The organism is Paenibacillus cremeus, from assembly GCF_007786445.1.
In the GTDB taxonomy this organism is placed as follows: domain Bacteria; phylum Bacillota; class Bacilli; order Paenibacillales; family NBRC-103111; genus Paenibacillus_G; species Paenibacillus_G cremeus.
In genome coordinates this window covers 21,348-45,700 of sequence record NZ_VNJI01000036.1, presented here as the reverse complement: position 1 = coordinate 45,700, position 24,353 = coordinate 21,348, and the positions used below count along the sequence as shown (strand labels likewise).

The 24,353-nt window shown below is 49.1% G+C and carries 17 protein-coding genes and 1 pseudogene; all 18 read right to left on the bottom strand.

The window, feature by feature from the left end:
• Positions 1–31: 31 nt before the first annotated feature.
• The 18 genes and pseudogenes from FPZ49_RS23585 to FPZ49_RS23500 all read right to left on the bottom strand — a co-directional run bounded on the left by FPZ49_RS23585 (position 32) and on the right by FPZ49_RS23500 (position 24,245).
• The gene (locus FPZ49_RS23585) at positions 32–913 is read right to left on the bottom strand and encodes a carbohydrate ABC transporter permease (protein WP_144851681.1); all 882 of its coding nucleotides are present in this window, start codon (positions 911–913) and stop codon (positions 32–34) included.
• 91 nt (positions 914–1,004) lie between these two features.
• Complete coding sequence (locus tag FPZ49_RS23580) at positions 1,005–2,351, bottom strand: extracellular solute-binding protein (protein ID WP_144851679.1); 1,347 nt, start codon at positions 2,349–2,351, stop codon at positions 1,005–1,007.
• A gap of 126 nt (positions 2,352–2,477) precedes the next feature.
• On the bottom strand, positions 2,478–3,257 hold the full coding sequence (locus FPZ49_RS23575; protein WP_144851677.1) for a response regulator: 780 nt from the start codon (positions 3,255–3,257) through the stop codon (positions 2,478–2,480).
• Positions 3,223–5,016, bottom strand: coding sequence for a sensor histidine kinase (locus FPZ49_RS23570; RefSeq protein WP_261381566.1), 1,794 nt, complete (start codon positions 5,014–5,016; stop codon positions 3,223–3,225). Before FPZ49_RS23570 ends, FPZ49_RS23575 begins: the two co-directional genes overlap by 35 nt.
• A gap of 390 nt (positions 5,017–5,406) precedes the next feature.
• Entirely contained in the window at positions 5,407–5,607 is a 201-nt protein-coding gene (locus tag FPZ49_RS23565) for a hypothetical protein (protein WP_144851675.1), read from the bottom strand.
• A gap of 165 nt (positions 5,608–5,772) precedes the next feature.
• A pseudogene (locus FPZ49_RS23560) lies at positions 5,773–6,154 on the bottom strand (cell wall hydrolase).
• Between the two features lie 587 nt (positions 6,155–6,741).
• The gene (locus FPZ49_RS23555) at positions 6,742–7,869 is read right to left on the bottom strand and encodes an IS110 family transposase (protein ID WP_144851673.1); all 1,128 of its coding nucleotides are present in this window, start codon (positions 7,867–7,869) and stop codon (positions 6,742–6,744) included.
• Between the two features lie 228 nt (positions 7,870–8,097).
• Positions 8,098–8,652: an AAA family ATPase gene (locus FPZ49_RS23550; RefSeq protein ID WP_144851672.1), complete on the bottom strand. Its 555-nt coding sequence runs from the start codon at positions 8,650–8,652 to the stop codon at positions 8,098–8,100.
• Positions 8,653–9,028: 376 nt separating this feature from the next.
• A complete protein-coding gene (locus tag FPZ49_RS23545; protein ID WP_144851670.1) occupies positions 9,029–13,885 on the bottom strand; it encodes an Ig-like domain-containing protein in 4,857 nt (1,618 codons plus the stop codon).
• A 669-nt stretch (positions 13,886–14,554) separates the two neighbouring features.
• Positions 14,555–15,304 carry a polysaccharide lyase family 7 protein gene (locus tag FPZ49_RS23540; protein WP_144851668.1) on the bottom strand — a complete coding sequence of 250 codons (750 nt, stop codon included), beginning with the start codon at positions 15,302–15,304 and terminating at the stop codon, positions 14,555–14,557.
• Positions 15,305–15,625: 321 nt separating this feature from the next.
• Positions 15,626–16,033, bottom strand: coding sequence for an S-layer homology domain-containing protein (locus FPZ49_RS23535; protein WP_186446037.1), 408 nt, complete (start codon positions 16,031–16,033; stop codon positions 15,626–15,628).
• Between the two features lie 36 nt (positions 16,034–16,069).
• Positions 16,070–17,419: an FAD-dependent oxidoreductase gene (locus FPZ49_RS23530; RefSeq protein ID WP_144851665.1), complete on the bottom strand. Its 1,350-nt coding sequence runs from the start codon at positions 17,417–17,419 to the stop codon at positions 16,070–16,072.
• A 28-nt stretch (positions 17,420–17,447) separates the two neighbouring features.
• Positions 17,448–18,305: a carbohydrate ABC transporter permease gene (locus FPZ49_RS23525; RefSeq protein WP_144851663.1), complete on the bottom strand. Its 858-nt coding sequence runs from the start codon at positions 18,303–18,305 to the stop codon at positions 17,448–17,450.
• Positions 18,295–19,239 (bottom strand): carbohydrate ABC transporter permease, encoded by a 945-nt coding sequence (locus tag FPZ49_RS23520; RefSeq protein WP_144851661.1) that lies wholly within the window; start codon positions 19,237–19,239, stop codon positions 18,295–18,297. Before FPZ49_RS23520 ends, FPZ49_RS23525 begins: the two co-directional genes overlap by 11 nt.
• Entirely contained in the window at positions 19,240–19,938 is a 699-nt protein-coding gene (locus FPZ49_RS23515; protein ID WP_144851659.1) for a hypothetical protein, read from the bottom strand. It abuts the gene before it with no gap.
• A gap of 121 nt (positions 19,939–20,059) precedes the next feature.
• Positions 20,060–21,382 carry an ABC transporter substrate-binding protein gene (locus tag FPZ49_RS23510; RefSeq protein WP_144851657.1) on the bottom strand — a complete coding sequence of 441 codons (1,323 nt, stop codon included), beginning with the start codon at positions 21,380–21,382 and terminating at the stop codon, positions 20,060–20,062.
• Between the two features lie 279 nt (positions 21,383–21,661).
• The gene (locus tag FPZ49_RS23505; protein WP_144851655.1) at positions 21,662–22,447 is read right to left on the bottom strand and encodes a response regulator transcription factor; all 786 of its coding nucleotides are present in this window, start codon (positions 22,445–22,447) and stop codon (positions 21,662–21,664) included.
• Between the two features lies 1 nt (position 22,448).
• Complete coding sequence (locus FPZ49_RS23500; RefSeq protein ID WP_261381565.1) at positions 22,449–24,245, bottom strand: sensor histidine kinase; 1,797 nt, start codon at positions 24,243–24,245, stop codon at positions 22,449–22,451.
• Positions 24,246–24,353: the final 108 nt, after the last annotated feature.

The window sequence follows — 24,353 nt, the reverse complement described above, 5'->3', positions numbered from 1 at the left end:
CGTTTCGATATTCATCGGGGTCTCCCTCGCGTTACGAGTATTGGATATTGTCTTTGGTAGTCGTTGCTTTACGGATCAACCAGGTCATAAATAGGCAAATGACAAGCAGGAAGAAGCCGATTGCGCTGGCATAGCCAAAATCGTATTCTTTGAACGCCTTGATATACATATAGGAAGCCATTACTTCACTGGAACCGTTTGGACCTCCGCCCGTCATCACGTAAATCAAGTCAAAATATTTGAGCGAACCTACAACGGCGAGAACGACCGTTACTTTCATGACTTCGGCAATTAGCGGAACTCGTATCGATATCGCGATGCGCCATGGACTAGCACCATCTATGCGGGCAGCTTCAAGCAGTGAAGAAGGAACGTTTTTCAAAGCTGCATAATAGATCAAAATATAGAATCCTGCATACTGCCATAAAATCGGGATGAAAATCGCATATAAAACAATGGAAGGGTTCGAAAGCCATTCAGGTGTATTTTCAATTCCCAATGACATCAGCATATGATTCAATATGCCGTTTGTCGGGTGAAATATTTTCAACCATAGTTGGGCAATGGCCACAGAAGACAGCAGCATCGGAATTAAGTATACTTTTCGAAACGTGTTTGCGCCGCGAATTTGCGCAGAAAGGACGAGCGCGACGAGAAGATAAACGATGAGACTAAGCGTCGAGAAAACGGCAAGTAGAAAGGAATGCTTCGCGCTGTTCCAGAACATTTCGTCATGAAGCAGCTCTGTATAATTTTGCAAACCGATAAAACTCATCTTGCCTACGCCGTTCCATTTCATTAATCCGTAATAGCCTGTCAATACGATAGGCATATAGATCAGCGCTATAATCAGAAGTAATGAGGGAATGACGTATAATGCAATTATGGATTTGTTGGACATGACTTTATCCACACCAGGCACTCCCCTTTCTTACAAAATAGTGGGAAAGGACATATCACAGTAGAGCGATATGCCCTTCCGGCTAATCTTTTGATGACCTCGGTTACTTGGCCTCTTTCGCCAAAGCATCCTCATGCTTCTTTGCGAAATCTTCCGGCGTCACGGCTTTACCGTACAGCGCTTGAATCATGTTCAAATGCACTTCTGCGGAAGCAGGCTTCATTTGTACGTCAGCAAACAGTGTGATGTTGCTTGCTTTATTTAATTCATTAAGTAGGTCAATATACATTTGCGGCAGCTTCACTTTGGAAGTGTCTACTTTCGTCGCCGGGATGACGCCTGCTTCGGAAATCGCGTGCTCGCCCCATTTTTGAACGAAGAAATTGACGAATTTTTTGGCCTCATCTTTCACTTTGGAGTTGTTCGCTACGAACAAGCCCACGCCCGGTCCGCCAACCCAGCTGTCTATGTTCCCTTTTCCATCGCCGACAGTCGGGAATTTGAAGAAACCGATTTGGTCTTTGAACTCTTGTTTCACATCTTTATTCGTTGTGTAGTTCGGAAGCTCCCATGTGCCCATCATGTACATAGCGGCTTTGCTGTTCATGAACTCTGCCTTGCCTTCGTCGTTGGAAAGTCCGTTGAACCCTTTATTGAATGCGTTCATGTCAACCAATTGCTGAATTTCAGAAGCAGCGCGAGTCAGGCCTGGATCGTTGAAAGTACCTGAGCGGTTAATCGCATTTTTCAATGTATCCGAACCAGCGATACGATCTGCCAAATACATGTACCACAGCGATCCTGTCCAGCGGTCTTTGTTTCCGAGTGCGATGGGTTGTACACCATTAGAGCTAAGCGTTTTCACAATATTTTTAAACTCGTCGTACGTTTTGGGCGGTGTCAGATTATATTTGGCAAAGATGGCTTTATTATAGTAAACCGGCACGATGTTAAGCTCTACAGGAAGACCATACGTTTTGCCGCCAAAAGCGTAAGCGTCCGTTGTACCTTTTACAAATTTGTCTTTCAGATCGCCTTGCAGCAAATCGTCCAGCGGAGCAAACATGTCGCCTTTGACATACGGGTCCATGTAGCCTGCCGCCCATGTGAAGCCAACGTCAGGTAGAGCATTGGAAGTCGCAAGCACTTTCATTTTGTTTTTGTATTGCTCATTTTCAAGTACTTCTTGTTCGATCGTAACATTTGGGTTTGCCGCTCGGTACTCATTGATGATATCGTTTACAATCTTGTTTTGCGTTGCCGAGCTCCCAGCCGGCCACAGATGCATCATTTTGATTGTGACCTTATTGGCGGTCGTGCTATTGTCCTTCGGAGTTTCCTTCGCCGCCGGTTGGCTTCCGTTGGTGTTGCTAGTGCTGGTGCAGCCTGCGAGAACTAAACTAAGGCCAAGCGTCGATGTTAACGTCCATGTAAGCGCTCTTCTTATCATCAGTCCATCCCCCTGATTTCGTTTGTGTGCTACGTTATTCATTGTAGCGCTTTCATTTCGATTATAGGAGGTAACGACCATCGGCAAATATTCCACTATTTTTAGATGTTTGCTTCTAAGTCAGCCTCAATCGACCTGCTTGCGATATTGATTCGGACTGATTCCTTCGTAATCTTTAAAGATCTTGATAAAATATTTCGGTGTTTGATACCCCACCTGCTCCGAAATGTCGGCAATCGTAAGCCGCGTTTGCAAAAGCAGCTCTTTAGCTTTCTGGATTCGGATCCGCGAAACATATTCGCTGAACGTCATACCCGTCTGCTCTTTAAACAGCGCGCTGAAATAGCTTGGATTCAGATGAATTTGGTTCGCGATTTCGCGCATGCCAAGCGGCTCTTTCAAATGCTCCTCCACATAAGCTACGGCCTGTTGAACAGGCGGGCTGTAGTGATTCGCTTCCATCTTTGCCTGCATAAGTCGGGAATCTACGATTTTCTCCATCGCTTCCACCCGACCTCGTTCTTCTTCAATCCGCAGCGCCTGCTCAACGGCTTCAAGCAGCTTGCTTTTTTGTACCGGTTTGAGTAGGTAGTTGACGACGCCCAGTTGGATCGCGGATTGGGCATACTGAAAGTCGGGGTGACCCGATATAATAATGACAACCGGCTTATGAAGCGTGCTATGGATGGCTTCCACCACCTGAAGACCGCTCACCTCCGGCATCCGAATATCGGTGATGAGCAGATGGACGAGGCGGCTTTTGAGCAGCTCCAAAGCTTCTGTGCCATTGCTGCTGCTTAATATTTGATGGCGTCCTGCCGACCAGGACTCTAACGATTTACGAATGCCTTCTCTTGTCAACGGTTCATCGTCAACGACTAGAATTGTTTTCCCCGATGGAATCATGGTGAACCTCCCTATGAATCGGAATATCAAATCGAACGCTTGTCCCTTGTCCGGGCGTGCTGTCAATCGACAACCCGCGATTCTCTCCGGCTTGCGATGGGTAATAGAGCTTAATGCGGCGCATGACATTGGATAGTCCCATGCCCTTCCCTTTGCCGGATGAAGTACTTTCGCTATTGCCAGCCCCCATGACGTCTCTCCGCGTACGATCATCCATACCCGGTCCATCGTCACTGACTGTAATCCGCAGATCGGACGGGTTCATTGGCGACGGCTCCACGGTAATCGTAACTAGACCGGGGCCTGTTTTCCCTTCCATGCCGTGAAGAATCGCATTCTCCACCAAAGGCTGTATCAGCAGCTTCGGAATCGGAACGCTGCTAAATTGATCCGCGGCATGAATTTGCCATTCCAGACGGGAACCGAATCTTACGCTAATAATGCCCAAATACCGTTTCACATGATCCAGCTCATCGCCCAATGTCACCCATTCTTCCTTATTCGGCCCGCTGATCACATAACGAAATAAATCGGACATCGAGACCACAAGATTGGCCAGTTCTTCCTCCCCTTTTCCTTCTAATGACCAATAAAGCGCCTCCAGGGTATTATATAAAAAATGCGGATTGATTTGGGCTTGCAGCGCCAGCAGTTCCGTCCTGCTTTGGAGTATTTCTTTCTCATAGACCAGTTTAATGAGTCGATTAATATTTTCTACCATCTGGTTATAGGTCATATTAAGGTCGTTCAGCTCTGTCGTATACGTTTTCGATAGATTCGGCTTTAAAACGCCTTGCCTGGTATTTCTCATCGCCCGCATCAGCCGTAGAATCGGCTGCGTGATCATCATCGAAAGCAAGAAAGACAAAATAGTAAAGAGAACAGAGCCTATCGCTCCGGAGACGAAAATCGCCACACGCAAGATGGATATCCCGTCAGTAATCTCGCTGACCGGATACAGGATCATCAGCGTCCAGCCGGTCTTCTCTGAAAGCTTTTTAACTAAAATATATCGCTGCCCCTCGAGCGTAACCTTATCGGAATCCTCCTGCATCAGTTCGGATACAACCGCGAGTGCTGAACCATCGCCCACAATCGGTCTCGACGCGCTATCGGCTAGCAGCATTAACTCCCGATGACCTGACTGAGACATCTCCGCCTGAAATTCAAAATAGCTGCGCTTAATTGTCACAAGCAAATAACCGCCGTTAGAGAACCAGCGATCAATTAAATTAATACGTCGAATCGCGAGGACTGAATCAGGGTCTCTAGGATCGTTGCCGATCCAAACCAGCTTTCCTTTTTCCTTGTCTGCCTGATCAATCCAGTTGCTCGTCACTCGATTCGTCAAGCTTTGTTCATCCAGTGGATACATCCGCTTCAAATCTGAGGAATACAGCTCGACGCTGTTTACGCCGTTACTATACGCTTGAATATGATTGTAGATTTGCATCATAGCCTGCCGCTGGCTGAAACTTACGGCTTCGCCGTTTGCAAGTGAGAAAAAGAGCTGCTGTAGGCGCGGGTCGTTAATCGCTTGCAATGTCAGCGTATCCATCTGATTAATAAGCGCTTCCAGCCTGCCGTCAGTTAGACTAGCGGTTTGCTTCATCTGCGTTTCTGCCTTCGTATTCAGAAGCGTGGAAACTGAATTGAACGTAAGGAGGCCCACACAGACCAAAACCACGATCATAACCGACACGAATCCGGCCAACATCTGATTGCGCAAGGTGTTCCAGTTCGCGAGCTTCTGCCACAAGTGGGGTCATCCCTTTCATATCTTTGTTTGACGGATGGCCCAACCTCCCGGTCGTGCCTCCTCCGCCGTCTTACAGTTCTCATCGTGTAAAGTCGAAAAAAAGGCACCTCATGGGTGCTTGATAGCGGTCTAAGTGCAGGTTGCGATAATCGCTCTTTTGAACAACTTTCTCCTCTTCCCCCGACTAACATTACAGGGATCTTAAAGCGCCTAAGTTTGTGTCGCTGGACAATACGCGGTTCATCCATGTGTCGTATCCGTGTGCTCAACGCCTTACGGCGGTCAAAAAACTAGATAAAAAAAGAAAAGCCCATTACTACGGGCCTTATTAATTTATGTAAGTAGCACCAGATTCACTGCGTTGCAGACGCCGCTTCCCGCTCCTCAATTCTACTCCGCCACTGAGCACGAATTTCCTAATACGAACGTTTGATTGACTCGAGCAACCAGTTGGCGCAATTCCCGTCTTGCTAGATGATCCTGGAACCAAAGTAGAAAGACTTCAAATTCCGCTGGCTTCAAGGCTTGAAATGCTACCCATATTTCCAGTTGGTCGGATTCTTCAAGCTTCAAAAATTGTTGAATGGTCATAATTGGTTAATCCCCCCCGATAATTGTTATACCATACGGGGTATTGTAAAGTATAGTATGTAAATAGTGGAAAATGCCGGTGTCTGCTTGACCTGCTCGATCGACAACTTCCACTAAAACCAAAAAAGCCGCGATTTACGCGGCATTAATGAGATAAAGTTCTTGTCAACCAAACGTATTATATACATTTTCACATTCTTTCACGGTCGGTTGATAAAAACAGTGCTTCTTCCATCGTCCTACGTGCGGCTGATTATATTCGGCTGGCCAATTCCGCTCCCCATTCACAACCCGTTGCGCCAGACGGCGTTCCCTCTCTCTTGCATTTTGATAGTACACCCATGAAGCAGCGCTTCGAACGCATGTGGCTGGTTAATCATTTGGGAAATTGTCCGGATTCCTTTAAAATCGGAGCAATTCGCTCTTATTCGGTTAATGCCAACATTTCCAACAAGGAGCATGCCCATTTCGCCTTCGGTCTCAGCTTCAGCTCGAAGCAACCTGCCAACATATCAATATCCTGTTTCATGGTTTTTACGACTGCCATAGGCTCACCTCTTTAGATTTCTAGACACATCTCCGCGGGTAGAGCTTCTCTAATGGTTTCTTCCACTTTTCGCTTCCCCCTGCCTGTTTATTAAACAAATCTGCCAGTTACTTCAATGAAACAGGGATTAGCTCCGAGTCGGTCTGCTCCCTGTTATGGTTGAACTGATATGAACGAGGCGGTCAACACCCCATTTTTTGGAATGGTTTTCTTTATTCTTTACATTCTTTTTTTCAGCCTAATAACCAAAAGATTCTTTCGCGAAGTGATTGTCAAGGACGGTGACTTTGCGTCCTTGACAATCAAACGGAGAGAAAGGATATAATGTCCACGCTGAAAAAGAGAATGCTTTAAGATCTTGGCACGAAGGCAAAGGAGTTGACGGTGGTTAACAGTCTGATATGCGCGGGTTGGTTACCGCATTTCAATCCATCCGTCGTGGAGCTGCCTCGGACTAACGGCGCACATTTGGTTATAAAAACAGACCTAGTGCATAGTTCAACAAGAGGGTTCTCCTTACCAGAGCTTTGCCTCCGAGCCAAAACCTCAAATTATTCGTTTAAACCAGTGCGATTCTAAATGAATGGTTAAGCTGCCGAAATAGCTTCTGCTTGCTTCTTTTCAATTTCACAACCAATAGCCCAAATGAACCCCATGAGTTCCCTAGCAACAGCAACGGCGGCCTTTTTACCAGCATTCCCTCGAGAAGTGATTTGAGAATATTTTTTATGCAAACGATGTTGAGCTTTCCAAGCAATGCGCCTGGCCTCGGGATCTTGACCTTTCTGGCGAACAAGGAGTTGCCCTTTTAAGGAAGGGGAGTAACGGTACGCCCAGGCGGATTCTACGACGACATGGCGAATGTGAGCATTGCCCACCTTGGTGATGGACCCTTGCCATCTGGTAGCTCCACTTGAATATTCTTTAGGTACAAGCCCAGCGTAAGACATTAATTGCCTGGGGCTTGAGAAACGAGAGAACTGTCCAATTTCGGCTACTAATGTGGTGGCAGTTACCTCAGCGACACCACGCATGGTTTGAAGAGCTTGGATGACAGGAGCGTGAACACTGCGCATGGCCTGCTCATGAATTTCAGCTTCGATACGCTTCATGCGGTCGGACACTTCATCGATAGAATGAAGATACTCTTGAAAAACAATCCGTAACGAGGATTTTTCAAAATGCAGACTGTTCAACCATTCGCGATGTTTAACCGACCAATTTCGAACTCCTTGGGGAGAACGCAGATCATGACGAAGCAAAAATTGAACGAGGCGAAGACGAGCGCGCTGCAGATCTTCCTTTGCGTCATGGCGAGCGCGGACAAGGTCTCTTAATGCTTCATGATCTTCATCTGGAGTCCAAACCGGTGTAAGTTCACCGGCACGAAGAAGTTTTGCAAGTTTTAAAGAATCCCTTCGGTCCGTTTTAACGCGGTCTCCAGCGCGCTTAGGGATAAGTGTCGGTGCTACAACGATACAGTCAATTCCTAGGGAGATGAGGAGTCTGAAAAGACCATAGCCTGTTGGTCCTGCCTCATAGCATACATGCAATTGCTCAGGAGTGCCTATTTTTTTCATCAACTTGCGAATAGCTTCAGGTGTATGCGGAACGTTTCCGAGAAAACGTGGCTCACCCCGACCTGCATCAGCAACAGCAACAGAAATTGAATCTTTTGATACGTCTAAACCAACGAATTTTGTGTAATCCTTCATAGTAGCGGCTCCTTTCGAATGTAGCTCTGCATTTGGTTTTAGTAGAATCCACTACACATTTTTACCAAATGTAACCTACGTTAAGCGAAATGGGGCCGCCTCGTTCATTATGACTATCGTACCCGTCGTATAACGTAAATTTCTTATTGTCGATGGAATAGCTTTTCAGACTTCGGGTCTTTTGGCTTCTCGTTGATAAATATCTTTTCTTGTTCTAGATCGCCTATCCTATTCGCCAAAAATTATCCTGCTTAGTTCCTTAATGGAGGGGTTGTATTTCCCTGAAGTGTCAATATAGAATTTAGGGACGTCGATCTGGGGTTCCTCGTAAGGGCTTACGCTCAATTCAATTCCTTTTCTGGCCATGTCGACTCCCTTATCGCCATGGAAGTACTCCCGAAGTGGGTTGTCAAGCCCCCGCCGGACAAACCTGTCGAGCGCGATCTTTTCGTCAACCTTGCAAATCAACAGATAGACCCGCGCCTTTCCCATGAACTGCTCAAGCATGGTCGACCATATCCTGTGCTGGAACGCTGCTTCAGCAATCACCGACACGTTGTTTGTTATCAGCCCCATGAGCGTATCAAAGAAGATTTCCGTGGCCGTTTTATTGGCTTCCTCCGGAAGCTCGTTATGTCTTTTGCCGAAAGTATGTACATACCCTTCCTTAATCTGATCCCGGCTGATTACTGGCATAAAAATCTCATTACCAAGCTCCTTAGAAAATGTTGTTTTCCCTGAACCTGGCCTTCCAGTGACAACTATTAAATACGGCTTTGACATGTGTTTCACTCCTTATGACGTAATAAAATGATAAATAATTGTCCATTAGTGTATAGTATCAATCCTAACCAGATTCGCATTACAAAAATAATTAGAATTTGCTATAAGTAAAAATGTTAGCATGAAAATTTTACCAAAGAAATATTTAATTATTCAACTCAACGTTCCTTGCTGCGGATCACGGGAGCGTAAAATATTGAACGGAATTAGGTAAGGTATGGTTGGAGAAGCACGGATGGGTTTAAACTCGTCCTCGTATTGTTCAATGCTTGTAGAAGGGCCACGTCACGCGACGGGGCCTGAATTTTTATGTACAAAAAACAAACCAACTACCGGGTATCTTATATCCTCAATAGTTGGCTTGAATTGGCAAAACCTACTTTTTCCCCGATTGATCGTGAGGCACCACTATAATTGCGGAAGCATTCGTTGTATTCCCTGCGTTATCCGTAACCGTATAAGTTATCGTGTACATACGCCCTGTTCCATTGCCTGTCCTTTCCGCACGGAGCATAAAGCCAGTATCGAAGGTACCGAATTCCGCCCCTTGAATATCATTCGATTGATCACCGGCCTCCAAGCCGTTATCCGGTTCATTGCTTGTAATTGAGGTAAGAACGATAGAATTTATTCCCGATAGGCTGTCGGCCGCTGTAACCGATGCCGTGATGGATGCAAGCTGATGATTTGCCGGCCAAAGCGTGTTCTTATCCAAAACAACATTAGCCGTCGGTGCGATCTTATCGATTCGAACTGTTGCCGTATGCTTCACTTCCGCAATGCCTTCCTGGTCAACGCTCCAGTAAGTAAGGGTATGCGTCCCCTCGGAGGTGATATTGACCGTTGTACCGGATTGCTGAGCCCCGCCGTCCAATGTGTAATAAGTAGCAGCTACACCTGAACCGCGGTCGATTGCTGTCAGTGTCACGGTTACATCTTTGTTCACCCAGCTTGCCGGAGCATTATCAGTCGTAATATTCTGTATTGGCGCCTTCGGGGTTGCGCTGACTTCGTTGGACGCATCGCTTGTGCCCCCTGGATACACTGCTTTTACTATAAAATGAAAAGTCGTTCCATTTACCAGACCAGTCGCATCATAGCTGCTCACAGATCCATTCACGATTGCCAGCGCAGCACCGTAAGCGCCTTCGCTTGTTCGTTGATACACCGAATAGGTAACAGCGCCGTTCATTGGGCTCCAGCTGATCGTGACATGGCCCGTTCCCGCCACAACCGTTTGAATGGTTGGTGCAAGCAGCACTTGACTGGAAATATCAACTAATGTGCTTCCGGATACGCCGGAGCCGTCAGTAGCCGCAGCCACCACCTTGACCTGACCGTTTTTCGCAGCCGTCAGCAAGCCACTGCTGCTGATTGCCGCTTTGTCGGTCGTCGTATTGTCCGTGTTATAGACTGACCATGTAACCGTTTGGTTGCTCGCATTCGCCGGCAGCACTTGTGCCGACATTTGCAGCGAGCCGCCTTTAGTGGCGATAGCTGCTGCTCCGCCCGCTCCCATTACGGCAATAGACTCGACCGCAACAGGCTGCCCCGTTATTGTGATCGTTGCACTGCCGGTTACGCCGGAACCGTCATAGGCTCTGGCCACAACCTTTACTTGTCCGTTCTTTACAGCCGTCAGCAAGCCGCTGCTGCTGATCACCGCCTTATCGGTAGCGGTATTATCCGTGTTATAGACCGACCATATGACCGAGCCGGAGCTTGCATTCGCCGGCAGCACCTGCGCCGACATTTGAAGCGACCCGCCATTCGTGGTGATTACCGCCCCGCCGCCCGCTCCTGTAACGTTAATCATCGAAACAGGCACCCAGTACGGTATGATCGTGCCATTGACATTAAAATCGGTAAATTCGGCGGTTTTGGCAGCCGGTCCCAGCTTTCTGACAAATATCCCTACGCTCGGATTACTGCCTCCATTATTCGGGTTCGATAGTGCCGGGTTAGGGGTGAATGTATCCGCCGTTGTAGTCCAACTGCTTCCATCACTGCTGTAATAGCCCTTATACTGCGCCCCGGTTTTTACAATCTTGAGATACACATCTCCGGTTACGGAATTCACGACGTCTGCATAATTTTTATCCGTCTGCGCGCTGTTCTTCACCTGGGAGAATCGAATCTGCTTGGAGCCGGAATAGTCACGCCCTAATGAAATCAAATTGCCGTCATCCTGGTAAACAATGAGGCCTGCCCATTCAAAATTCGCGGCAGCATTAAAATTCAGCTTAGTAGATATCGTGAAATCGCTGGCGCCAGGATCCCTCAGAAGAATATTGCTTGGCTTCGTACCGCTCCAGCTGCCTTCAATCGTCGTTAATCTCATCACATTGGGATTGCCCGTAAGCGCCCAATTATCCCGGCTTTCCCTTACCCATGACCATCCGTTGTTCAATACAAGCGCTTGGCCGCTGATAGCAATCGTCTGGGTTCCCTTCACACCGGAGCCGTCACTGGCTGTCGCTACAACGGATACCGTCCCGTCGCTTTTCGCGGTCAACAAGCCGGAGGAATCGATCGTCGCGCTGCCCGTTCCGTTCACGACAGACCAAGTAAACGCTTTGATGTCCGCATTAGCAGGCAGCACATTGGCAAGCATTTGCAGGGTTCCGCCTTTATAAATGATCGCGGCAGCATTATTTTGACCGACTACGGTAATGCTCGAAACCTTGACAATTTGGCCGCTGATCGTGATTGTTTGACTCGCCGTGACGCCGGTGCCGTCGACGGCTGATGCCACTACCTTCACCAAGCCATCCTTGGCAGCGGTTAGCAGGCCTCCCGCACTGATCGTCGCCTTATCGGTAACAGAACCGTCCAGATTCAATACCGACCAAGCAACCGCTAAATTGTCCGCATTCGCCGGCGTTACCGTCGCAGCCATTTGCAGCGTACCGCCCTTCGTCGCGATCGCATTTACGTTTCCTGCTGATGTTACAGCAATATCCGTGACTGCAACGTTCGGCGCAGGATTGACGGTAACATTCGCCAGCGCCCTAACCGGATTGTTGGAGGCATCCGCCGCAGCATTTACCGTTCCTTGAACAGTGAACGTCCCGACGGACGCATATTGTGAAGGATCGATGCTGCCCCACGCTACAGGAGCCTGTTTGGTGGTGGAATCGGTGAATTTCTGTGTAACAAATGCAGGCAACGCAGGAGCTTTTCCTGTGATCGTAGCGATATTAACCGGTGTAATGCTTGTCGTCGTTCTAGGAACGTAATCTGTAAGCGTTGTCCTCATCGCACCGCTTTTCACCGCGGTCCCCGTCTTATTGGCGATATGAGTAATTTCTCCGTAACCGCTCAAGTAAACTGTTGTAGCGTGGTGAATTTTAACGCCTGGTGTATCCGGGGCTTCAATCGCACTTTCAAGCTTTACATCCGCATCTCTGAAAAACGAATATACGCCTATGCCATAAGCTTCATGCGTAGTCACCGAATCGGCTACTTTATAAGAAGCAAAGCCATTCACTGCGCCTCCGCTGCTCATCCAAGCGCTTTGACTTGGCACATCGTAAGGAATCTCGGATTGATAAAAATATACCCGCCCGCCATTGCCATTCCACAAAGTCTGATACTGCTCATGATGCTCGTTGAATAGACCGTACATGATGACGTTATTCCCATTGACAATGAGTCCGTTAATACTCGGATTCGAAGTCCAGCCGGCCCCCGCACCGTGGTCTGCGCGCCATATCCAAAGATCGTCGCCTATGACGTTGTTGCTGTTAATTTTAAGCCCAACGTCAGCCGATCCGGCAATCGCCCCTCCTATTCTAAGGGTCAAATCATAAAGAAACGTAGGATTGGCGGAATGGTCCGCCGAGCTGCCTGCAGACCCGACTTCCATCAACGAAGCTGAATGATTCGAACCGGCTTCGAAAAGCAATCCGGAAATTTTCACTCCGTCAACATCAGCGACTGACATCGCTACCTGCCCGTTATCCGGTATCAAAGTAGCGAAGCCAAGGCCCATAACAACGGTATTCGGATTCGTGACCCGAATCGTATCGTTCAGGTGATAAATACCTGGTGTGAACAGCAGGTTCTTGCCTTGATCCAGCGCTGAATTGATGCTGGCAATGGACGTGGAAGGGTTTGCGATGAGGAAATTTTCGATCGGGATCGAAGCTCCGGCCGTATAGCCGCCCGCCCAGCTCGTTCCAGACGTATCGGAAGCGACATTCGGAACAAATACTTTATATTGATTGACGGAGGTATCGAATGTAAGGAATGGTTTCTCGCGAATCATCGGCGTTTTGTCAACGACAGTATTAGCATTGGTCGGCCAATTATCCGCAGGCGCATTGACATCACCGACAAAAGTCATGTTCCAGAGGGACCCGTTCCAATTGGACCATTGGCTGTTCCTGGACATCCACTGCTGCTGAGAGCCGGACACGACACCGCCATCCACCCGGGAATCCGCCAAGAAGCCGCCGCTCGCCCAGCCTCCTTGATCATGTAAGGTCAGACCTCCTTTAACGTGCAAACGTCTCATAGGTGCGGCCTGTGACACGGCCCATAGCATATTGCCGCTTGATGGCACTACTGAAAGATTTTCAACCGAGCGCCAAAAATTATCGGTTGCGTTGTGATTCGCCATCCAATTGGCGTCAACCGTCACGCCGCCATTAATAGTAACATCGTCGGGGACTTGTCCTAAACCAGATACTTGCGTGTAGAAGCCGACCCGAACGTTGGTATTATAATTGCCGGGCTTGAACAGCAGCGCATACCTATCGCTGCCAAATTGATTGGATTCTTGCTGGGTAAACACATTGGTGCTGATGGATTGAATATCGACTGCCGGCATCGTCGGATCGAATACGTAAACATTGGGACCAAAGTCAGGCTGTGTTAATCCTGAGGCCGCTACCGACAAATAGGATTCCACGCCGCCTATGACGAACGAGATTTTATAATCATATCTTGTATTAGCGTTCAAACTAGTGTCCGTATAGCTGTTCGGTACAACAATGGAGGTATTCACCCGAAGAAATACTCCGTTACCGCCTTGAGAACGGTATACGTTATAGCCATCGGCACCTTGTATCGCCGCCCAGGACAAGCTTACCGAATTTGTTGTCGTCGCAGTGATGCCTGGCTGATCGGGGATGTCGGTATTTATCGCATAAGATATGCCCGCCCCTACCGTAAATACACTTAAAAATAGAACAAGTGCAATTATTGCAGAAATGCTTCTACGAAACATGGTTTCTACCTCCAGTTACGATTATTGCGACCCTTGTAATAAAGTATGACAGAATTCTCCTGGAACGAAGCCCCCTTCCTACTCTTTGATCCTTGATTTTTGGAGTATCGTGAAAATAAGAGGAGTATTCGTATCGTACTAGAATCCCGGTAGTCCATGCTGTCGAAACTCAGTGTCGAACAAAAATATTTAGCAAAAAGTGGGAGACCATAAGTAGCATGTCACTCTAATATGGACCTTCATGGGAGAGGAGAAACCGGGCTTGCTTGAGTCTGTTGCAAGCGGAATCCGCAGCCGTGGTGCCGCGAACTCGCTCTTTCCGTTGAGCTGCTTCTAAAGTCCTTCAAATATTCTCTGAAAATAAAGTTGTTTAAATTGGTCACAAAAAATGCAGTAAACCCGGCCTACGATGTGGGCCGGGCCGGGTTGAAATAAAGTTGTTAAAATCGTTGAACTAACGTACCTCTGTTAGTTCAATGCCAACCCCATTCTGAGTAATAGTGATTATTAGGCACTGTTAGAGGGAACGTGATGTAATCGACTTGGACAGGCTCTGCGGATTCGATCCGAAGTGCCCAGTCTACCGCTTCATATGTCATTAATTGCAGTTATAGTAATGCGTGATTGGATCTTGACCACATTCACACGGGGCTTTGATATTTATATAGCTTACTGGTGAACTACACTGACAGAATTAAGCTCAACAATGGTATATGGCGTAGTGGAATTCGAACCGGCTGTCGCCGTTTGATCGTAGTTGCCGGTCTTGAAGTAGAATTGGTCTCCTGAGAGGTTTGGATTTTTTGAAAATACCGACTGACCATTTACGTAAACAGTCAGTACGCCGCCTGAAAGGGACAACTTATAAGTAAATTGTGTATTCAATGGAACAACGTTGCTTAAATAGGTGTAGGTACCGTTTCCGGATGATTCTTCATACAAGATTCTGAAGTTACCGCCATTGGAATTAGGAGTTGCTTCATATTCAAACTCGCACAACGGAAAGCCACCAGTGCTATCGAAAACTTGCCCAATTGTAGTATTACCACTCGTACCGCCACCTTGTAATGTCACTTTAGCTGTATTCGTCATTGTGTTCGTTCCGGTCATACTCCAAGCTGCATTGGCTCCGCTAGTAGTTATTTCCCTTAACTCTGAACGGGGGTGAGACGAGCCCGATGTAGGAGTTCCGGTCTGAGGATCCATGAATGCTTGATTTCCATCGGATGCAATGTAGAAATAGGGACTGGAATATCCCGAAACTAATTGTGACGAAGAAATCGTCGTATTATCGGGTTGTTGCAGCTTCCAAATATGATAATCAATATTGGGTGCAGCACATACTGGAGCTAACTGAATCGACAGGAGCATTACAGCACTTGTAACGGTTGCAAGAATCGCTTTAACTTTCCGGTTCATACAATCCTCTTCCTCTCTTTTCGGGTGTTAAAATCGTTAACGACCTAGCTAACCCCCTCCTCCTGTGACCGCTTTCAATATTTAATTTACACTATTTACCAACACTATTGTTTTATTTTATTGCACAAAAATTTTGTTTAATTGCTGTTTCTAAATTTAGTTAAAAAGAACCTTTTACTCGCTTTCGGCTACTTCAATCAATGTTGTTTTCATTTCAACAATTATTTGACTTCCACTTTGATAAGTATATACTTTGGCCACGGCAACATGTAGCAGACGCAAAAAAGAATGACCTCCTCGTGGAGATCATTCTTCGTCCTGCTAGTTAATGAAGTTTTCGTACTGCAGAAACCGCTTGAGCATCACGATCGCTTCCGCTCTGGACGCCAGGGCGCCGGAAGCAAACGTGGAGTCCGTCTGCCCTTGCATCAGACCGGCACCAACCGCTTGAGTGACAGCCGCTTTCGCCCACGGGCTGATATTGCCTTGATCAGCGAATGAGTCCAGCAGCGCACTCGATGGACCGGTAAGCTCAAAGGATTTGCCGGCAGTTGTCATCGCCCGAGTCAGCATCAACGCCATTTGCTCGCGGGAGATGTTGTCATTCGGTCTGAACGTCGCGTCTTCAAAGCCGCCTATAATGCCGGCTTTAGCCGCTGCGCTAACCGCTGACACATACCAGTCACCGATTTTAATATCTTTGAAGCTGGTCGTACTGTCCCCTTTCAAGCCAAGCGATCGGACGAGCAGCGAAGCGAACTCAGCTTAGATGACCATATTTGCCTGCTGTAATCGGGCTCTCAGCTCACGTACATCCACATCCCTAGCCGCTACTTTCGCTGCACAGGCGATGGCCGCAGCCGTTCCCGCAGCCTGTCCGGTCGCCATGCAGCTTGGTGTAAGCCGAGTCGTGGCAAGTGCTTCATGCGTTGTGGAAATACATCTGCCGGCAGCCAGCAAATTCTCGATTTGCTGCGGTACGAGGCAGCGATACGGGATATCGTAAGCACCGTCGCCGCCCACATCGGCATCGATAACGCCTTTGCCTGCCGGATCGTGAATGTCTACAGGATACCCGCTGCGGGCGATCGCGTCTTCGTATCTCCTGCCCTGTACGACGTCGTCGATCGTCAAGCTGTACACCCCTTCGATGCGGCGTGTTTCGCGAATACCGATTTGCGCGCCTACCGAAGAAATCGACGCTTTCTCGAAGCCCGGAACATCGCGTTTCAAAAACTCCGCCATCATCAGCACCTGCTTGCGCCCAAGCTCCTCGGCAAGCGTCAAATCTTCCACATCCGTGCCGTCCAGTCCCTGCACTCTGGTGCAATTGACCAGCACTTCGTCTTCCTCCGGTCCGATGAAAAACAGCACCTGATCGCGGTTGATCGGCACGCCGCTTGCTTTCCACTGCGAGTAAAAGCCCTGCACGCCGCTGAGCGGAAGTTTCGGCAGCTCGGCGATCGGCGTCTTTCTGTAAAAGTTGCCCGGATTGTCCATCATATATTGCTTGATGGCCGGCACATTGACTCCGCGCATGCGGAATTTCATCGTCATCGGCTGCATTTTGCTGTCGCTCTCGCGTCCTTTGAGCGTAGGCGCACCGGACAAATATGCAATATCCGCATCTCCCGTCGCGTCGACAAACATGCCGCCGCTGACGTCGATACGTCCCGACTTGCTGGTTAATTGAATGCTTTCGATCCGGTTCCCGGACGCCTTCACTTCATCAACAAAGCTGTGTACAAGCAGCTTAACGTCCGCTTCCTTCAGCATATCGACGGCGAGCACCTTATAAATCTCCGGATGATACGGTGTTACCGTGTGCACAAATCCGACCGTATCGCGCAGGTGACCCGGAGAGCCGCCGCGTTCGGCCAACCTGTCTACAATTTCTTGGGCAATGCCTTTAATCACCTGATTGCCTTGCTCCGTATGAAACGTCATCCACGGATAAACGGAAGCTGCCGTCGACATGCCGCCGAGAAAGCCGTGACGCTCAATTAATATGGTAGAAGCGCCCATTCTGCCCGCCGCTATGGCGGCGTTAATGCCTGCCGGGCCTCCTCCTGCAACGACAACGTCGGCTTGCAAGCTTTTGACTGAACGATTCATTTCACAAACTCCTCCTGAATGATTAGACTTACTCCTTCAGACCGGTCATGGAGACCCCTTCGATAAATTGTTTCTGCGCAAAGAAAAACACAAGCAAAAGCGGTAGCGTCGCCATCACGGAAGCGCTCATCAACAGATGCCACGCCGTACCCGCTTCATCCGTAAACAAGGACAAGGCAAGCGGCAGCGTCATCAGTTTTCGGGCGCTCAAGAAAATAAGCGGATCGAAAAAGTCATTCCAGCTGGTTAGAAACGTAAAAATGGTCAGCGTCGCGATGGCCGGTTTGGCTAAGGGCAGCATGATGTTCCAATAAATTCGAAAGCGCGAACAGCCATCGATCATCGCCGCTTCCTCCAGCTCCTTAGGCACTCCGAGGAAAAACTGCCTCATCACAAACACGCCGAATACGCCCCCTGCGGCAAATATAGGCAGGATGATGAGCGGCACATGCGTATTGATCAGCCTCAGGTCGCGCATGAACAGAAACATCGGGATCGCCGTCACTTCATTCGGAATCATCATCGTGCTGAGCAGCAGCAAAAACACAACGTTCCGCCCTTTAAACGGGATCTTTCCAAATGAATAACCTGCCAGCGAAGAAAACAGCACCGTTCCCACCGTAACCAGCACCGCGATGTAAAAGCTGTTGAAATAAAACAGATGAAACGGCGTTGTTCTCAGCACTTCCAAATAATTCTCGAAACGGACCGGAGACGGAATCAGCTCCGGCGGAAACACGAACACTTTGGCCGGTTCCTTCAGCGATGTGGACAGCATCCAGAGGAACGGAATCAGCATAAACACGGAAACCAAGGCAAGAACCGCATAATGAGCGAAATTAAATATATGGCGCGACCAGTGGGGGGATGTCATTTCAGTTTTCATGGAAAACCCACCTTTTTCTAAGCTGCCACTGAATGATGGTGAAAATAAGCGTGATAAAAAACAGGACAAAGGCAAGAGAAGAAGCGTAGCCGAATTCGTTCAGCTTAAACGCTTTTTCCCAAATGTAGTACACCAGCACCTTCGTACTGCTGCCCGGTCCGCCTTGCGTCATTACATAAATTTGGCCGAATACTTTAAGGGAACCGATAATCGTCATCATGACAGTTAAAAACACGGTTGGCGTAATCATCGGCAGCGTGACGTTAAAAAACATGCTCGTGCGGCCTGCGCCGTCGATTTTGGCCGCTTCATACAAATGAGTCGGCACCTGTTGCAGCGCCGCGATAAACAGCACCATATTCAGCCCGACATTCTTCAGTACACTCGTCACGATCACGGCGGGCATCGCCAGATCCGGATTGTACAGCCATGCCGGGCCGGTCACGCCAAACAACTGCAAAATCTGGTTAATAAAACCCGAATCGGTGGCAAACATGTACTTCCAGACAATCGACCAAACGATCAGCGAAGTGATCACCGGAACAAAGATGGCGGTTCGAAACAAGCCCATCCAGCGTTTGTTCTTCGCCAGCATCAGCGCTAGCGACAAAGCAATGACAATATTCAGCGGTACAAGGCCGGCGGCAAAATAAAATGTATTCCCAAGCACCTTCCAGAATAGAGCATCGGAAACGATATTGCGGTAATTGTCAAACCCAATGAAATTGGCGTCGCCCAGCAGCGGCCAGTCGGTCAAGCTCATATAAAATGCAAAGAACAGCGGACCGATCATCAATATCAGAAAGCCAAGCACCATCGGGCTGACAAACAGCCAGCCGAAAAAGTTTGCTTCGCGGGAAAGCGGACTGGATCGCCTCGGTTTGTTTTTGCTCGCGGCCGACCTCCGCCCCACCTCACGGACAGTCGCTTCCATCTAATTTCCCCCCAGCCGATCGATGGCATTGCGGAGCTCCGAGACCGTCCTGCGAATCCCATCCTCGGTCTTGCCCGTCGCCATCGCGCCGATCAGCACCGCTTTGACTCCAGAGTCGTATAACGCCGGAATGTCCTCAGGCACGATCTTCCGCTGGGAAGGTACGATAACCGGCACTCCTGACGTCTCAACCAAATAGCGGTATTTCAGCAGATCGGCGAACGTCAGCTTGCTTCCGTATTCGTCTCCCGGCACAACGGACGCTTCCAGCGCGTCGATACCAAACGGCGCCGCTCCCTGCACAAGCTTTAGATCGAAGCTGTCATTGACAGCAAATGTTCTGGCTAATTGCTCGGAACGGAGCAGAAAGGAAGGCAGATGAAACGCGTAGATGGAATAAAAATCAATGCCGATCCCCGGCAGCTTCTCGATTTCCTCCGGATGGATATCGTCCGTGCTTCCCCCGGGCACGATTCCGAGCGGACCATCGTATAATGCGCGGATTTCACGGAACGTCATCTCATATTCAGCAAGCGGCCCGAAATGATTGCCACTCGCGCGGTGACCAACATTCATGTGCACCTTCAGCCCTTCCGCTCCTTCCTCCAGGGCGGCAAGAGCAAGCTGCGCATCGTTGGCGTACAAGCTGACAAATAGCGAAAAACGCTTATTTTGTAAAGCACTGCGTAATCGATTCATGTTGGTATCCTCCTAAAATCCCCCAAATAAAAGCTGGCATCGTAAGCGTGACTTAAATTTTGCCTAAGCGTAAACGCTGCACACAAGCGGCCCGTTGGCGCGAACCGCTTGCGCATCCGTTTTATTTGCTTTTCATGATCGGATTCACTTTATCTTCCAACGACTTCACGATTTGCTCCGGTTTCGCCGTTTGTCCGAACAGTTGGTCGAAGCCGGCTAAAATTTCGTTATCGATTTTGGTCCACTGCACGTGGCCCGGCTGAACCCGTGCTTTCGGCATCTCGTCGATGACCGCCTGCTTGATGTTATCTGCAGGAGGATTGTCCGGCTGCTTGAGGAATTCGTCCGAATTCAGAACCGTTTTGCGCGGTGGAACAAAGAAGGTCTGAGTCGCTTGGATGCCTTCCTGGCTTGCCAAAAATTTGAGCAGTTCCTTTGCTTCCTTCGGATGCTTCGTTTCTTTAAAGATCGTGTATCCCGCTTGCCCCATCATCGGCACGGAACCTTTGGAGCCGGACGGCATCGGCGCGATGCTCCATTTGAAGTCCTTGATTTTCCGCGCATTGGAGACGTAGCTGTACACATCGAAGAACATGCCGATTTTGCCGGATTCAAAGCTGACCTGCTCGCCAGCCTTCGGATGAGATTGATCGACAAACATCATGCGCTGCAGCATGTTAAACGTATCCACGCCGTATTTATCATTCCATGTAAATTTCGTCATATCGTTATCGAACGGACCGCTGCCGTTGGACCAGGAATAGGACGATAGCAAAATCCATGTTTTCCAGTCGCGGAAGAAATTCGCCCCGTAAATTTTGCTGGCCCCAGAGCCGCTCGACAGCGCTTTGGCCGATTTCTCAAACTCTTCCCATGTCCATTTTCCGTCTTTGGCAAGGTCGTTCGGCGATTTCAAGCCTGCTTTGTCGAACAGGTCTTTGTTGTAGAACATAACACTTGGCGGGGTAGAGAACGGAAGACCATATAGCTTGCCGTCCTTGCGGAACAAATCAAGTGTGGACGGGATAAAGTCATCTAGCTTGAAAGCCGCGTCGTCCTTCACGTCGGATATGTCCATCATGATGTTGTTAGCCATAAACTGTGGCACCATCCGCTCCGATACCCAAGCAATGTCAGGCAGCTCGCGCCCTGCGGCCAACACCGATATTTTTTGCTGGAAGTCCGGGAACGGCACCGATTCGATCGTCACATTAATATTTGGGTGCGTTTTCTTGTACTTGTCAAACAATCCCTTAAACAAATCGGTATGAGCCTGATTGCCCCAAAACATAAATTTCAAATCCACTGGCTTGTCGCTTGTCGCTCCTGCAGCATTTCCTCCGCTGGCCGCTGCCGGTTGTTCCTTGCCTCCGCCGCCGCTCGAACACCCTGCCGCCACCGCAACCAAACATGATAATGCGGCTAACGTCCATTTTTTTCTCATCGGACACCCTCCTATGTATCTTGTAATGGCTTACAAGCTCATTATAGGTGTAAGCGCTCTCTCTAATAAATCACGTATCCTTCAGGTTTGGTACGATTTTTTTATAGAATTCTACCCTTGGCGTCCAGTTCAAGAATAGCTTGTGATTCCCATGGCATTAGCTCCTTTGACGCCCTGCTCAAATTGTTGCCCGCCATAATCATCCCAAGCATATCCCGTTCGCTGAGATCAAGCGCTCCAATTACGGCTTTACACATCCGCGGACTCGGCTTATGCGTTTTAATCAGCTACGGATTCGGTGCCGAACTGCTCCCTGTACATCCCGGGCGTAAGCCCCGTTTGCTGCTTAAACACCAGCATGAAATGCTTCGGGCTTTGATAACCGGATAATCTGGCGATATCGTATATTTTCAGACTGGTCGTCCGCAATAAATGCCTGGCTCGCTCCAATCGAACTTCCATCACGAAGTCGGAGAAGTTTAGCCCTGTTTCCGCTTTGAACAGCTGGCTTAAATAAGACGGGTGCAGATGAACGTGCTCCGCCAGCACCTGCAGCCGCAAATCTCCGTCCGGACGCGCTGCTACATATTCCTTGACCTTGCGGACGAGTCGTCCGATTTCCGCCCGGCCTTCCTCCCGCTGCTCCGCCGCATTGCCCGTTTCCGGCTGCCTCATCTTGATGCCGCGCTGTCCCGCAAGCTGCGATTCAACTTTGTCCAAAGCTGCCACGAGAGCTTTTCTGTCTACCGGCTTCAACAGATAATCGGTTACTCCGTATTTCAATGCTTGACGGGCGTATTCAAATTCGCTATAGCCGCTAATGATGACAATCGGCATATCCGGGTACCGCTCGCGGATTTTGCCGGTCAGCGTTAGTCCGTCCATTTCACGCATCCGAATATCGGTAATGACCGCATCCGGCAGCTCCTTCTCCAAATAACGCAGTGCCTCCTGACCGTGAGCGGCTTCCCAAGCGACGGTAAAACCGTGGGAAATTTGTCCGATCAGATGCTTTAACCCGTCACGGATCACTTCCTCATCTTCAGCAATCAGCAGCTTGTACACGTTATCCCTCCAATGAAATTGGTATAGTCAGCGTAACGGCCGTCCCTTCTCCCGGACTTCCGTCAATATGCAGCTCATAAGTTTGGCCGAACATCAGGATGATCCGCTGGCTTATGTTGCGGAGCGCCAGCCCACCTCTCCGCCTGCCTCCACTTTCCCAAGACGGATAATCGGGCTCTTGAAGCGACTGTTGAATCCGCTCCAGCTCTCGCTCGGTTAGACCCCGCCCGTTGTCTCTGACCGATAGCAGCAAATCGTTCTCGAATCTTGCCGCGGTGATCCAGACGGTGCCCCCTTCTTCGCAGTCGCCGATGCCGTGATATATCGCATTTTCCACCAGCGGCTGAAAAATCAGCCGGGGAACTGCGGCCTGCTGCAGTCCCTCTTCGACGTCGAAAATCACTTCCAGCCTTTCGCCGTAACGAACCTGCAAAATTTTGACGTATGAGGCGGTGGCGTTTAGTTCCTCCTCCAGCGACACACACCGGTCGTATTTGTCCACCGTATACCGCAGCAGCTTGCCCAGCGCGGTGACCATCTCTGACGCCTCCGCATTCCGCCCGCGCACGGCCATCATGTTGATCGACTCCAGCGTATTGTATATGAAATGCGGATTAATCTGGCTTTGCAGTGCGGCCAGCTCCGCTTCTTTCTCCCGCAAGCCGATGACGTACACCTCGTTGACGAGGCGGTTGATTTCCTCCACCATGCGATTGAAGCCTTTGCCGAGCTGCCCAATCTCGTCGAATGACAGGACAGGAACACTTTCGTTGAAATGGCCCTGCTCGACCCGAAACATCTTTTGCTTCAGCTTCAGCAGCGGCTCGGTAATCCTAAACGAGAAATAAATCGCCAGCAGCCCACCGGAAATAAGGCATACGCCGGCAAGCCCCATCGTGAAATTGCGCAGCCGGATCGTTTCCTTCAGCAGCGCCTCAATTGGAATCAGACTGATCACCTTAAGGCCGGAATAAGCCGAATAATCGACAACGGCGAGTACTTTTTTTCCCTTGATCTCGATCGTGTCGGATCGGGTTTCGTTAGGAAAACGCCCACTGTGGACCAGCTCCACGGTATCGGTGAAGATGTTTTTGCTTTCCTCAAAAAAAGGCTCGTTGCTGCCATTCACGACCATAAAGCTGCCCTCGTCCGCAAATTTCAAATTGGCCAATATTTGCCGGAACACGTCAAGCTTCAGATCGATCTTCATCATGCCGAGCACGTTGTTCGTATTAGGCTCGCGAATCAGCCGGGCAACGGAAAAATAGCTTTGACCGTCCGTAAAATAATACGACGGAGCATGAGTCGGAATGACCACAAATGCGCCGTCCGCTTCTTTGACTCGCGGGTACCAGCTTTCCTTCTGCGGATCGATATAAAAGCTGATCAGATTCGGATCGACGTTGGAAAAAATATAACCGCTTCCGGTAATAAACTGAATGCCCTTAACCTCCGGCCGGTTGTAGGCCGCTCCGGAAATGTACTGCGACATTTTCTCCATCTCTTCCAGAGTCGGGCGCTGCTGCCGCAACCCGGGCTGGGAATACTGCCTGAGAATCGCCAGTAACTGCTGATCGTACAGCGGCATTAACGAAAGCCGCTGCAACTCTATCAGCGTCCGATCCAAATTGCGGTTGACCTGGTCCGCGATCTGCACCGTGTAATCCGCCGTCCGGCGCTCCAGCGAGGAGGAGTAATCATAGTAAGTGATCATGCCTTGTATCGTTAATGGAAACGCGATCAGCAGCAAAAAGATAATCATGATTTTGTTGCGCAGACTCAGTCTGGGAATAAACAAACGCGATACCCCCGTTATTTACATGGCTTAAGCAGCGATCAATTCCGCGCCCGCCGCTTGCTTGCAGTAATTATAATGTAGGGAATGCCTTTCGCTCAATAAGAAAAA

Coding starts and splice junctions, on each gene's coding strand:
- FPZ49_RS23510 (WP_144851657.1), bottom strand. CDS start 21,382: ATGAGAAAAAAATGGACGTTAGCCGCATTATCATGTTTGGTTGCGGTG.
- FPZ49_RS23515 (WP_144851659.1), bottom strand. CDS start 19,938: ATGAATCGATTACGCAGTGCTTTACAAAATAAGCGTTTTTCGCTATTT.
- FPZ49_RS23525 (WP_144851663.1), bottom strand. CDS start 18,305: ATGAAAACTGAAATGACATCCCCCCACTGGTCGCGCCATATATTTAAT.
- FPZ49_RS23540 (WP_144851668.1), bottom strand. CDS start 15,304: ATGAACCGGAAAGTTAAAGCGATTCTTGCAACCGTTACAAGTGCTGTA.
- FPZ49_RS23545 (WP_144851670.1), bottom strand. CDS start 13,885: ATGTTTCGTAGAAGCATTTCTGCAATAATTGCACTTGTTCTATTTTTA.
- FPZ49_RS23520 (WP_144851661.1), bottom strand. CDS start 19,239: ATGGAAGCGACTGTCCGTGAGGTGGGGCGGAGGTCGGCCGCGAGCAAA.
- FPZ49_RS23550 (WP_144851672.1), bottom strand. CDS start 8,652: ATGTCAAAGCCGTATTTAATAGTTGTCACTGGAAGGCCAGGTTCAGGG.
- FPZ49_RS23575 (WP_144851677.1), bottom strand. CDS start 3,257: ATGATTCCATCGGGGAAAACAATTCTAGTCGTTGACGATGAACCGTTG.
- FPZ49_RS23565 (WP_144851675.1), bottom strand. CDS start 5,607: ATGACCATTCAACAATTTTTGAAGCTTGAAGAATCCGACCAACTGGAA.
- FPZ49_RS23530 (WP_144851665.1), bottom strand. CDS start 17,419: ATGAATCGTTCAGTCAAAAGCTTGCAAGCCGACGTTGTCGTTGCAGGA.
- FPZ49_RS23555 (WP_144851673.1), bottom strand. CDS start 7,869: ATGAAGGATTACACAAAATTCGTTGGTTTAGACGTATCAAAAGATTCA.
- FPZ49_RS23580 (WP_144851679.1), bottom strand. CDS start 2,351: ATGATAAGAAGAGCGCTTACATGGACGTTAACATCGACGCTTGGCCTT.